Origin of the sequence: Streptomyces odonnellii (genome assembly GCF_000981895.1) — a bacterium.
Classification (GTDB): domain Bacteria; phylum Actinomycetota; class Actinomycetes; order Streptomycetales; family Streptomycetaceae; genus Streptomyces; species Streptomyces odonnellii.
The window spans coordinates 1-12,318 of the sequence record NZ_LATD01000377.1 but is presented as its reverse complement, the minus strand read 5'-3'; the positions used below and the strand labels follow the sequence as shown (position 1 = coordinate 12,318).

At 68.5% G+C, this 12,318-nt stretch carries 7 protein-coding genes; 3 read left to right on the top strand and 4 right to left on the bottom strand.

Going from position 1 to position 12,318, the window contains the following annotated elements:
• Positions 1-20: 20 nt before the first annotated feature.
• A complete protein-coding gene (locus tag WH07_RS30275; protein ID WP_046506973.1) occupies positions 21-1,802 on the bottom strand; it encodes a nickel-dependent hydrogenase large subunit in 1,782 nt (593 codons plus the stop codon).
• Between the two features lie 64 nt (positions 1,803-1,866).
• Positions 1,867-2,922 carry an NADH-quinone oxidoreductase subunit B family protein gene (locus WH07_RS30270; RefSeq protein WP_046506967.1) on the bottom strand — a complete coding sequence of 352 codons (1,056 nt, stop codon included), beginning with the start codon at positions 2,920-2,922 and terminating at the stop codon, positions 1,867-1,869.
• Positions 2,923-3,173: 251 nt separating this feature from the next.
• On the opposite strand from WH07_RS30270, the gene WH07_RS30265 reads away from it, so the two are divergent.
• Positions 3,174-4,751, top strand: a complete 1,578-nt coding sequence (locus tag WH07_RS30265; RefSeq protein ID WP_046506964.1) for a PstS family phosphate ABC transporter substrate-binding protein — start codon at positions 3,174-3,176, stop codon at positions 4,749-4,751.
• A gap of 18 nt (positions 4,752-4,769) precedes the next feature.
• Here WH07_RS30265 and WH07_RS30260 read toward each other — a convergent pair whose 3' ends face one another.
• Positions 4,770-5,030, bottom strand: a complete 261-nt coding sequence (locus WH07_RS30260) for a hypothetical protein (RefSeq protein WP_046506961.1) — start codon at positions 5,028-5,030, stop codon at positions 4,770-4,772.
• 14 nt (positions 5,031-5,044) lie between these two features.
• On the bottom strand, positions 5,045-6,190 hold the full coding sequence (locus tag WH07_RS30255; protein ID WP_046506958.1) for an inorganic phosphate transporter: 1,146 nt from the start codon (positions 6,188-6,190) through the stop codon (positions 5,045-5,047).
• A gap of 392 nt (positions 6,191-6,582) precedes the next feature.
• On the opposite strand from WH07_RS30255, the gene WH07_RS30250 reads away from it, so the two are divergent.
• Together WH07_RS30250 and WH07_RS30245 are read left to right on the top strand one after the other, a co-directional pair.
• Positions 6,583-9,474 carry a carbohydrate-binding protein gene (locus WH07_RS30250; RefSeq protein ID WP_079023684.1) on the top strand — a complete coding sequence of 964 codons (2,892 nt, stop codon included), beginning with the start codon at positions 6,583-6,585 and terminating at the stop codon, positions 9,472-9,474.
• A gap of 20 nt (positions 9,475-9,494) precedes the next feature.
• A complete protein-coding gene (locus WH07_RS30245) occupies positions 9,495-12,227 on the top strand; it encodes a ThuA domain-containing protein (protein ID WP_046506956.1) in 2,733 nt (910 codons plus the stop codon).
• Positions 12,228-12,318 lie beyond the last annotated feature (91 nt).

The following is a 12,318-nucleotide window of genomic DNA, read 5'->3' as shown; positions in this document are numbered from 1 at the left end:
CCCCCGAGATCCCCCCGGTGTCAGCCACCCAACCCGCTGAGCCCGGTGGGCATATGGGTCTCCCGTACGGTCCTGCCGCCGCCGACGTACATATGGACGCCGCAGGGCAGACAGGGGTCAAAGCTCCGCACGGTCCGCATGATGTCGATGCCCTTGAAGGAGTCCGGCGGGTTCTCCTCGAAGATCGGGGTGTTCTGCACCGCGTCCTCGTACGGGCCCGGTGTGCCGTACGAGTCGCGCACACTGGCGTTCCACGGAGTCGGCGGGTACGGATGGTAGTTGGCGATCTTGCCGTCCCTGACGACCATGTGGTGCGAGAGCACGCCCCGTACCGCCTCGGTGAATCCGACACCGATGGACTCGTCGGGCACCTCGAAGCTCTCCCAGGTCTTGGTACGGCCCGCGCGCACCTCCTCCATCGCACGCTCCGCGAAGTGCAGGGCACAGGCGGCCGCGTACGCCTGGAAGTAGGTCCGCGCGCGGTTGCGTTCCAGGGCGTTGCTCCACCGGGGGATGCGCCACTCGAAGCGGGTCTCCGGCTTCGTCATGGTGCGCGGCAGATTGATCTCGACGCTGTGCCCAGTGGCCCGGACATAGCCGAAGTCGACCAGTCCGGACAGGGCCGTGGACCAGAGCCGGGCGAGCGGACCGCCGCCGGTGTCCAGGGCGAGATGGTCCGTGCCGTCGAACCAGCGGGGGGACATCACCCAACTGTATTTGTCCGCGAAGTCCCGCTTCTGCGGGGCCGGAAGGGTGTGCTGGTTCCAGGGGTGGCGCGGGTCCACGGGATTGCCGAGCGGATCGTGGTCGACGAAGGTCCCCTGCCCCTCCCAGTCGTCGTAGTACGAGCTGCCCAGCAGGATCCGGATGCCGAGGTTGATGTCGACGAGGTCGTTGGTGACCAGCTCGCCGTCGACGATGATGCCCGGGGTGACGAACATGTGCCGGCCCCAGCCGGACATCCGGGCGTACGTGAAGTCGCAGTGCTCGGGGTCGTTGAGGGCGCCCCAGCAGCCGAGCAGCACCCGGCGCCGGCCGACCTCCTCGTACCCGGGGAGCGCCTCGTAGAAGAAGTCGAACAGGTCGTCGTGGAGCGGGACGACGCGCTTCATGAACTCCACGTACCGCGTCAGGCGGGTGAGGTAGTCCGTGAAGAGCTGGATGGTGGCGATGGTGCCGACACCGCCCGGGTAGAGCGTGGAGGGGTGCACATGGCGGCCCTCCATCAGGCAGAACATCTCCCGTGTGTAGCGGCTGACATGCAGCGCCTCACGGTAGAACTCGCCCTCCAGCGGATTGAGCGAGCGCATGATGTCGGCGATGGTGCGGTAGCCGTGGTCGCCCGCGTGGGGCGCCTCGGTGCGCTCGGCCAGGTCCAGGACACCGGGGTTGGTCTCGCGGACCATCTTCTCGCAGTAGTCCACCCCCACCAGATTCTCCTGGAAGATGTTGTGGTCGAACATGTACTCGGCCGCCTCGCCGAGATTCATGATCCACTCGCCGAGGTGCGGGGGCTTCACGCCGTACGCCATGTTCTGCGTGTACACCGAGCAGGTCGCGTGGTTGTCCCCGCAGATACCGCAGATGCGGCTGGTGATGAAGTGGGCGTCGCGCGGGTCCTTGCCGCGCATGAAGACGCTGTAGCCGCGGAAGACGGACGAGGTGCTGTAGCACTCGGCGACCCGCTTCTCCCGGAAGTCGATCTTCGTGTGGATGCCGAGGCTGCCCACGATCCGGGTGATCGGATCCCAGGACATCTCCATCAGGCCGCTGCCGTCCTCGGTCTGCTTCGCCGTCGCCATGGACCGCACACCACCTTCCTCAACTGGGGGCTCGCGAACGTGCTCCGCCGTTCCGGCGGGCGCTTCACCACGGGGGGTGGTAGCCGGTCATGACCTTGTCGCCCTTGCGGCGCCACTTCGGTTCCTTGTCGACGGTCCTCGCCGTGACACCGCGCAGCCGCCGGATGACCTTGCCGTACGCACCGCTGGCCCCGGTGGACACATGACTGCCGGGTGGTTCGTCCATGAACGGCATGAACTTGTCGGGGAATCCGGGCATCGTGCAGGCGATACAGATGCCGCCGACATTGGGGCAGCCGCCGACCCCGTTGATCCAGCCCCGCTTCGGCACATTGCACTTGACCACGGGACCCCAGCAGCCCAGTTTCACCAGGCACTGCGGTGAGTCGTACTCGGTCGCGAACTGGCCCTGCTCGTAGTAGCCGGCACGGTCGCATCCCTCGTGGACGGTGGCGCCGAACAGCCAGGCCGGGCGGAGCTGTTCGTCGAGCGGGATCATCGGCGCGGACCCGGCGGCCTGGTAGAGCAGATAGAGCAGGCTCTCCGAGGCGTTGTCCGGGTGCACCGGGCAGCCGGGGACGCAGACGATCGGGATGCCCGCCCCCGACGTCCAGTCCCAGCCCAGATAGTCGGGCACGCCCATCGCCCCGGTGGGATTGCCCGCCATGGCGTGGATCCCGCCATAGGCCGCACAGGTTCCGAGGGCCACGACAGCCAGTGCTTTCGGCGCGAGCCGGTCGATCCACTCACTGGTGGTGATGGGCTGGCCGGTCTCGGGATCGTCCCCGAATCCGCACCAGTAGCCCTCGTCCTTGACCGCCTCATTGGGAATGGATCCCTCGATGACCAGGACAAAGGGTTCGATCTCTCCGCGGTCCGCCTTGAAGAACCACTCGATGAAATTGTCCGCGCCCTGGACGGGCCCGCATTCGAAATCGATCAGGGGCCAGTGGACGGCCACTTTCGGCAGTCCTGGCAGGGCGCCGAGGGCTATTTCCTCGATGCTCGGCTGACTGGCCGCGGTGAGCGAGACGGAGTCTCCGTCGCAGCTCAGGCCCGCGTTGATCCAGAGAATATGGACCGTGGGGGCGTCCTCGGTGACGGGCGCGGCGGTATCCATCGTCTCCTCCTCTGCCGGGGGAAGAGTTTCTCTCCGCTTCCTTTCCTGGATAACCGGCGCGGACGGGGCTCGGTAAGTGCGGGGCGGCCTTATGAACCCCTGGGGCGGCGTCCTCGCGAACCCTGTTGAACCTTCGGCGAACAACAGCACACGGCCCGGCGAAGTGGGCGGTCCTTCGCACATCACGACCGTACGGTGACCGGACAATTCTTCGTCGGTCGCACGTTCGAAACGTCGGGGGGCGTACAACCGTGGAATGGTTCAGCGCGGAAAATGTCATCGCCGTGGTGACCGCGGTCCTGGGCATCGCGGCCTCACTGGGGGTGCTCTGGTACGAGCGCCGGGTGCCGCGCCGTACCAGGATCGGCTACCGGGTCCAGCTCGACACCCCGGTGAGCAGCGCGGAGCGGAGCGGCAGGGCAGGCGTACGGCTCGGTCTCTTCCAGGAGAACCGGCAGCTCTCCGAGCTCCCCGACGCCACCCTCGTGCTGCTGCGGATCGAGAACGACGGCTCCCAGAGCATCGCGGGCGACGATTACACCGGGCGTGAACTCCATGGTCTGACCGTCGAGTTCAGCTCCCGTACCATCCAGGGAATCGCGGTCACCGCGCCACTGAACGCCGATCATCTGCTGGACCACTTCACTCCGGCCGCCGGACTGCGGTACACCAACGACACCGTCTTTCTGCCGCGCGTGCCGCTCAACCGTGGTGTGCACTTCAAGCTGCTCGTCCTGCTCTCCGGCGGGACGGTCGGTGCCCCGGTCCGGGTCAGCGGAGGCATCAGGGACGGCGGGGTCTTTCCCAACCGCAGTACGACGCCCGACGACATACCGCCCCTGTTCAGCAGGGCCTCCCGGCTGATCACGGTCCTGCTCACGGTCTCCGTGGTCGCGCTCGCCTCCATCGTCGTCGTACGGGACGACACCCGGCCGCCGATGGGGTGCGCACGGGGGGAGATGACCATCACCGGCTCGACCGCGTTCAAACCGGTCGCCGATGAGCTGGCGGCGAAGTACGAACACGACTGCGCCGGTTCCACCATAAAGGTCGAGGCGCGCAGCAGCGGCGAGGGCCTCCAGGAACTGGACGAGCGCGGCGCGGCGGCGAAGGGCGGCTCGCCCGCGCTGATCGCGCTCTCCGACGTACCCGGGACCGAGAACCAGACCGCGCTGCAGGCGAGCCATGTCGCCGTCGCCCTCTACACCCTTGTCGTCCATGAGGGCGTGCCCCGGCGCGATCTGACGACCGATGAGGTCAAGGCCATCTACCGCGGAGACGTCCGGAGATGGAACGAACTGCGCGGGGTCCCGGAGAACTACGACCTGCCCATCGTCCTTGCCAGCCGGAAATCGGGCTCCGGTACGCGTGACATCTTCGAGCGCACCGTCCTCGGCGGTGACATCGAGGAGGCCTACTCCTCGCCCGACTGCGAGACGAAGATCGACCCGTCCGCCAAGGTCTTCCGCTGCGAACTCGACAGCACCGCCCGCGTCCTCGCCAAGGTCGCCGCGACCCCGGGCGCCATCGGGTACACGGAACTGCGCTCCGGCAGCACCGCGAAGGGGGTGCACACCGTGAGCCTGGACGGGCGGGTCCCCCTCCCGGACGCCATCGCCGGCAGTGACTATCCCTACCGGGGCGTCGAGTACGCGTACACCTACGGACGCCCGCCCACCGACTCCCTCGTCTTCAGCTTCCTCAACTATCTGCTGCGCGGCGGCGGCCAGGAGGTGGTCCGTAATCACGGCCATCTGCCGTGCTCCTTGCCGACAGCACGGGCCCTCTGCGCCCCCGACCCGGCCGAGCCTGCTGACCGGGCCCAGTGAGACGGAGGGCCCGGCCGCTCAGTGGAACTGCGGAATGATCAGGTACAGCCCGTACGCGACGGCCGCCGCGCAGAAGAGGAAGCACAGCCCGGCGACGGCCCGCGCCGGCGCCGATGCGCGGCGGCGGCCCCCGCCCAGCCTCGGGCGGCCGTCGGGCTCCTCGTCCTCCTCCCGGTGCGAGAGGAGGCGCACACCCAGCGCGAACACGAAGACGACCCCCACGGTGGCGCCTACGCTGACCAGGGCCACTTCGCCCAGGCCGCTCCAGTTCAGAGCCATCAGGCTCCCGCCCCTCATACGTTCGCCTTCGCGGCACTGGAGCGGACCCTGACGGTGCGCTCGTCGTTGACATTGCCGGCGTTCACCGGGTGACGGCGGGAGACGATCACGATGAAGGTCGCCATGGCCGTGGCGGCCAGGGCGACCACGACGGTGCCGATGGTCCCGCCGTATACGACCATGACGGCGGCGAGCGCGCCCACGGCCGCCGCGGCGGGGAGGGTGACGCACCAGCCGATGGCCATCCGCGCGGCGATTCCCCAGCGCACCTCCGCCAGCCGCCGGCCGAGACCGGCGCCGAGGATGGCGCCCGAGCAGACCTGGGTGGTGGAGAGCGCGAAGCCGAGATGGGCCGAGGTCAGGATCACGGTCGTGGCGGACGACTCGGCGGTGAAGCCCTGCGGGGGGCGGATGTCGGTGAGGCCCCTGCCCATCGTCCTGATGATGCGCCAGCCGCCGAGGTACGTCCCCAGTGCGATGGCCAGACCGGCGGAGATGATCACCCACAGCGGGGGGCCCGCGTCGGGCGCGAGCACGCCCACGGAGATCAGGGTGAGGGTGATGACGCCCATCGTCTTCTGCGCGTCGTTGGTGCCGTGCGCGAGGGAGACCAGCGAGGCGGAGACGACCTGCCCGAGCCGGAAGCCCCGGTTGACGGAGTCCTCCCGGCCCCGGGTGGTGATCCGGTAGGCGAGATACGTCGCGAGGAGCGCGGCCAGACCGGCGACCAGCGGCGACGCGACGGCCGGAAGGACGATCTTTTCGAGGACCACGTCGAAGTGCACACCGTGCCGTCCCGCCCCCACCCACACGGCACCGATCAGCCCCCCGAAGAGGGCGTGCGAGGAGCTGGACGGAAGCCCCATCAGCCAGGTCGCCAGATTCCACAGGGTCGCACCGATCAGCCCGGCGAAGACCATGCCCGGTGTGACCAGGCTGTCGTTCACGATGCCGCCGGAGATCGTTCTGGCGACCTCGGTGGAGAGGAACGCGCCCGCGAGATTGAGTACACCGCTGATCAGGACCGCGACCTTGGGGCGCAGGGCCTCGGTGGCGATCGAGGTCGCCATGGCGTTGGCGGTGTCGTGGAACCCGTTGGTGAAGTCGAACGCCAGAGCGGTAAGGATCACCACTCCCACAAGAAACGTGATGTGGTCCATTCGCCTCATACAAGCCTGTCGGCGGGTGCCCCGCCGACAGGCGCCGTGAGGACACCGGGTCCTTCCTTCCAACGGATGAGTGGATCAGCCACTTCACGATGCCTTCACGACGTGCGCATGGTGTGCGGTGCGGGGCGCGCCGGTGTCCGGTTCCGGGATTTTGACATTGCCTTGACAAATTAAGATCCCGTTGCCAGGCTGCAAAAACTCCACCGAGATCTCGCAATTACGTTGACGCCGCATCGAATCCGTTCCGCCAGACCGGTATGGCTGTTGCTCAGGTGACGGGACATCACCAGAGCGCAGAGCGCAGGTTCTTCCACGAGACACGGCAGCCGCTGTCGTGCGCTCACGCCTGACTCAAAACCCCCCAAGGTCAGGAAGGATGCTCCATGTCAGGACCGTCAGAAGTTTCACGGCTGTCTGGGCAGAGGCCGAGACGACGCCTCTGGTCACGATGGCTCACCGCGTTGGCACTGATCGTCGGCGGCGGCGCCGTCGCGGTGCCGGCGGCCGGTGCCCCGGCAGCCGTCGCGGCCCCCGCCGCGCCCGCGGTCATTCCGCCGGGTGACTACCAGCAAGTACAACTCGCCCTGGGCGGCGCCGAACTGGGCGAAGCGATGTCGCTCGCGGTGCTCCCCGACCGAGCCGTCGTCCACACCGCCCGCGACGGCACAGTCCGGTTCACGGACGCCGCCGGCAACACCAAGACGGCCGGCAAGCTGGACGTCTACACGCATGACGAGGAAGGGCTCCAGGGCATAGCCGCCGACCCCGGCTTCGCCACGAACCGCTATATCTACCTGTACTACTCGCCCAAGCTGAACACCCCCGGCGGCGACGCGCCCGTCACCGGCAGCGCGGCCTCCTTCGAACCGTGGAAGGGCCACCTCAACCTCTCCCGGTTCACCCTGAAGACCGACGGCACCCTCGACATGACGAGCGAGAAGGTCGTCCTCGAAGTGCCCAACGACCGTGGCCAGTGCTGCCACGTCGGCGGTGACATCGACTTCGACGCCGCCGGGAACCTGTACCTGACCACCGGCGACGACACCAACCCGTTCGAGTCGGCCGGCTACGCGCCGATCGACGAACGGACCGACCGGAACCCGCAGTTCGACGCCCAGCGCTCCTCGGGCAACACCAACGACCTGCGCGGCAAGGTCCTCAGGATCAAGCCCACGGCCGCCGGCGGCTACACCGTCCCGGCCGGGAACCTGTTCGCCCCCGGTACGGCCAACACCCGGCCCGAGATCTACGCGATGGGCTTCCGCAACCCCTTCCGGATGTCCGTCGACAAGGCCACCGGCATCGTCTACCTCGGTGACTACGGCCCCGACGCCGGAGGCACCGACGGCGGCGGGCGCGGCCCCAGCGGCCAGGTCGAGTTCAACCGCATCACCGCGCCGGGCAACTACGGCTGGCCGTACTGCACCGGCACCAACACCGCGGCCGAGACCTACGGCGAGTACACCTTCCCGAGCGGTCCCTCCGCTGGGAAGTACAACTGCGCCGGCGGCCCGGCCAACAACTCCTTCCGCAACACCGGCCAGGCCACGCTGCCCGCGGCCAAGCCGGCCTGGATCAAGTACGGCGGTGACGCCGGCTCCCCGCCCGAGTTCGGCGGCGGCTCCGAGTCGCCCATGGGCGGCCCCGTCTACCGCTACGACCCGAACCTCAACTCCGCTGTGAAGTTCCCGCAGTCGCTCAACGGTTACTTCTTCGCCGCCGAGTACGGCCGGAAGTGGATCAAGCCCATCGAGGTGAAGGCCGACGGCACCCCCGGTGTCATCGAGAGCTTCCCCTGGACCGGTACCCAGGTCATGGACCAGGCCTTCGGCCCGGACGGCGCGCTGTACGTCCTCGACTACGGAACCGGCGCCAACAACCAGGCCCTGTACCGGATCGAGTACATCGGCGGCAGCAACCGCAACCCGGTCGCCGCCGCGGCCGCCGACAAGACCTCGGGAGCCGTCCCGCTCACCGTCCAGTTCTCCTCGGCGGGCAGCTCAGACCCCGAGGGCAAGGCGCTGACGTACTCCTGGAACTTCGGCGACGGCACCACCTCCACCGCCGCCAACCCGACCAAGACGTACACCACCGCGGGCACCTTCCGGCCGACCCTCACCGTCAGGGACCCCGAGGGGCTGACCGGCACCGCGAGCCTGGTGGTGACGGCGGGCAACACCGCGCCCACCGTCAATCTCACCGGGCCCAAGGACGGTGAACTGTTCTCCTTCGGTGACACCGTGCCCTTCACGGTCAGCGTCAGCGACCCCGAGGACGGCGCCATCGACTGCACCAAGGTCAAGGTGACCTACCTCCTCGGCCATGACGAGCACCGGCACGCGATCACCTCGAAGAACGGCTGCACCGGTACGATCGCGATCCCGACCGACGGCGAGCACGACACCGCCGCCAACATCTACGGGGTCTTCGACGCCGAGTACACCGACGGCGCCGGACTGACCTCGCACAGCATCCGTGTCCTCCAGCCCCGCCACCGCCAGGGCGAGCACTTCGGCGCCCAGAACGGCATCCAGGTCGCCGCGCACGGCAACGCCGAGGGCGGCGCCACGGTCGGCTTCACCGACAACGGCGACTGGATCTCCTTCAAGCCCTACGCGCTCGGCAACGCCAACAGGTTCACCGCCCGCGTCTCCTCCGGCGGACCCGGCGGCACCATCGAGGTACGGGCGGGCTCGGCCACCGGCACCCTGCTCGGCACCGCCACCGTGGCGCCGACCGGCGGCTGGGAGACCTTCACCGATGTCTCGGCCACGCTGACCAACGCCCCGGCCGCGTCCACGGAACTGTTCCTGGTCTTCAAGGGCCCCACGGGCCAGGGCAACCTCTTCGACATCGACGCCTTCACCTTCGCCACCGGCACCACCCCCTCCGGACAGACGGTGGAGGGCGAGTCGTACACCTCGTCCGCCGGTGTCCAGGCCGCCGACCACGCCGCGGCCAGCGGCGGCAAGACGCTCGGCTACATCGAGAACGGTGACTGGGCGGGCTACGCCAACGTCCCCACCGCCGGGACCAAGACCTTCAGCGCGAAGGTCTCCTCGGCCGGGGCCGGCGGCACCATCCAGGTCCGCTCCGGCTCGGCCACCGGACCACTGCTCGGCTCGGTCGCCGTACCGGTGACCGGCGGCTGGGAGACCTTCACCAATGTCTCCACCGCCCTGACCGGTACCGGCAGTTCGGGAGCGCTGTTCCTCAGCTTCACCGGTGGCGCCGGCTCCCTGTTCGACATCGACACCCTCACCCTCACCAAGTGACGAGCGGGAAAGGGACAGTGATGTTTCATCAGCTACGCCGGCTCCCGTCGGCGGCTGCCTCGGCCTTCGTGGTCGCGCTCGCAATCGTGGGAGCGTTCCTGACACCGGCGGTGACCGCGCAGGCCGCCGACCCGGCCTACAAGGTCCTCGTCTTCTCCAAGACGGCCGGCTTCCGCCACGACTCCATCCCGGCGGGTACCCAGGCCATCCGTGACCTCGGCGCGGCCAACAACTTCACGGTCACGGCCACCGAGGACAGCGCGGCCTTCACCACGGCCAATCTGGCCCAGTTCAAGACGGTGGTGTTCCTCAGCACCACCGGCGACGTGCTCAACGACACTCAGCAGTCGGCCCTCCAGTCGTACCTCGACGGTGGCGGCGGCTATGTCGGGGTGCACGCCGCGGCCGACACCGAGTACGGCTGGCCGCAGTACGAGGGGATCGTCGGCGCCTGGTTCAAGAGCCACCCGGCGATCCAGCAGGCCACGCTCAAGACCGAGGACCGCACCCACGCGGCCACCTCGCACCTCGGCCAGACCTGGTCGCGCTCCGACGAGTGGTACAACTACCGCACCAACCCCCGTGCCAACGTCCATGTGCTCCAGAGCCTGGACGAGGGCAGCTACAACGGCGGGGAGATGAGCGGTGACCACCCCATCACCTGGTGCCACCCGCAGGGCAACGGCCGGTCCTTCTACACCGGGCTCGGGCACACCACCGAGTCGTACGCCGACCCCGCCTTCCGCTCCCTGCTGCTCGGCGGCATCCGCTACGCGGCCGGCTTCGCCAAGGCCGACTGCCGCGCGGAGACCGGCTACACCCCGCTCTACAACGGCTCCACCACCGGCTGGTCGCAGGCGGGCCCCGGCAGCTTCACCAACACCGACGCCACCCTCACCTCCACGGGCGGCATGGGGCTGTACTGGTACCAGGCCAAGGAGTTCAAGTCGTACTCCCTGAAGCTGGACTGGCGGATGCCCGGGGACGACAACTCCGGTGTGTTCGTGGGCTTCCCCTCGTCCACCGACCCCAACTCGGCGGTGAACCAGGGGTACGAGATCCAGATCGACGCCACCGACACCCCGGACAGGACCACCGGCTCGATCTACGGGTTCAAGTCGGCGGACCTCGCGGCCCGGGACGGCGCGCTCAACCCGCCGGGGGCGTGGAACACGTACGAGATCCGGGTGGAGGGGGAGCGGCTTCAGGTCTTCCTCAACGGTGTGAAGATCAATGACTTCACCAACACCGACCCGGTGCGCTCCCTCCAGCAGGGATACATCGGCATCCAGAACCACGGCACCGGCGACGACGTGTCCTTCCGCAACATCCGGATCAAGGAGCTGGGCGGCGGCAACCCCAACCCCGGCCCCTCGACCTACGAGGGTGAGGCGTACACCTCGTCGGCCGGTGTCCAGCCCGCCGACCACGCCTCGGCCAGCGGCGGCAGGACCCTCGGCTACATCGAGAACGGCGACTGGGCCGGTTACTCCCAGGCGCCCCTCAACGGCGCCACCAACTTCACCGCGAGGGTCTCCTCCGGCGGCTCGGGCGGCACCCTCCAGGTGCGGTCCGGCTCGGCCACCGGAACGGTGCTCGGCTCGGTGACCATTCCGAACACGGGTGGCTGGGAGAACTTCCGAACCGTCTCCACGCCGCTGGCCGGCTCGCCCAGCGGACCGGTCTTCCTCACCTTCACCGGCGGGGCGGGCTCGCTGTTCGACATCGACACCTTCACGCTGGACAGGCCGGCGGCGTTAGATGCCCCGGCGGCGAAAGCCGCTCTGTCGAACAACGTCCATCTCTTCTACTACCCGTGGTACGGCAGCCCCGCCAAATACGGCAGCTACCGCCACTGGCAGCAGGGCGGCCGCACCCCGCCGCAGGACATCGGCGCCGACCTCTACCCGAAGCTCGGCGCGTACGACTCCGGCGACTACACCGGAGCCGTCGCCCAGCACATGAAGTGGGTCAAGCAGTCCGGCGCCGGCGTGATCGTCTACAGCTGGTGGGGCAGGGGCGGTTACGAGGACACCCTCGCCAGGGGCGTTCTCGACGCGGCCCAGCGCGAAGGCATCAAGGTGGCCTGGCACATCGAACCCTACTCGGGCCGCACCGCGGCCTCGGTGGTGTCCGACATCCAGTATCTCAACGCCACTTACGGCAGCCACCCCGCCTACTACCGCGACGCCGAACACAACAACCGCCCCGCGTTCTACATCTTCGAGAGCCTGAGGATCACGGACTGGACGGCGCTCGACCAGGTCACCCGGACCAACTCGGTCCTGGCACAGACCACCGACACCAGCAAGATCGCGCACTTCTCGGGGCTCTACACCTATGACGGCATCGCGGGCGCCACGGCCCCCGGCTGGAAGCAGGCCGGAGACTACGCGCGCGCGAACGGACTGATCTGGGCCCCCTCGGTCGCCCCCGGCTACATCGACGACCGCGCGGTACCGGGCAACACCACGCCCACCCTCGGCAGGGCCAACGGCGCCACGTACGACAAGGAGTGGAACAACGCGCTCGACACCGCCATCGGCGGATCGCCCACCTGGGTCTCCGTCACCTCCTTCAACGAGTGGCACGAGGGCAGCTCCATCGAGCCGGCCTCGTCCGCACCGCCCGGCGGCTTCGGCTACCAGACCTTCTCGGGCGCGTACGGCAGGACCGGCGCCAACGCCGAGAACGCCTATCTCGACCGTACGAAGTACTGGGTGGACCAGTTCAGCGCACGGCGAGTGCGCTGACGCGCGAAGGATGCCTGACACCAAGTGACAGACCCACGCAGTGAGATGGGCCCCGGCGACCCCGGGGCCCATCCCCGTTCTCACCCCTGTC

What these genes read in the sequence shown, in the direction of transcription:
- WH07_RS30260 (WP_046506961.1), bottom strand. Translation starts at nt 5,030, where the DNA reads ATGGCTCTGAACTGGAGCGGCCTGGGCGAAGTGGCCCTGGTCAGCGTA.
- WH07_RS30270 (WP_046506967.1), bottom strand. Translation starts at nt 2,922, where the DNA reads ATGGATACCGCCGCGCCCGTCACCGAGGACGCCCCCACGGTCCATATT.
- WH07_RS30255 (WP_046506958.1), bottom strand. Translation starts at nt 6,190, where the DNA reads ATGGACCACATCACGTTTCTTGTGGGAGTGGTGATCCTTACCGCTCTG.
- WH07_RS30245 (WP_046506956.1), top strand. Translation starts at nt 9,495, where the DNA reads ATGTTTCATCAGCTACGCCGGCTCCCGTCGGCGGCTGCCTCGGCCTTC.
- WH07_RS30275 (WP_046506973.1), bottom strand. Translation starts at nt 1,802, where the DNA reads ATGGCGACGGCGAAGCAGACCGAGGACGGCAGCGGCCTGATGGAGATG.
- WH07_RS30250 (WP_079023684.1), top strand. Translation starts at nt 6,583, where the DNA reads ATGTCAGGACCGTCAGAAGTTTCACGGCTGTCTGGGCAGAGGCCGAGA.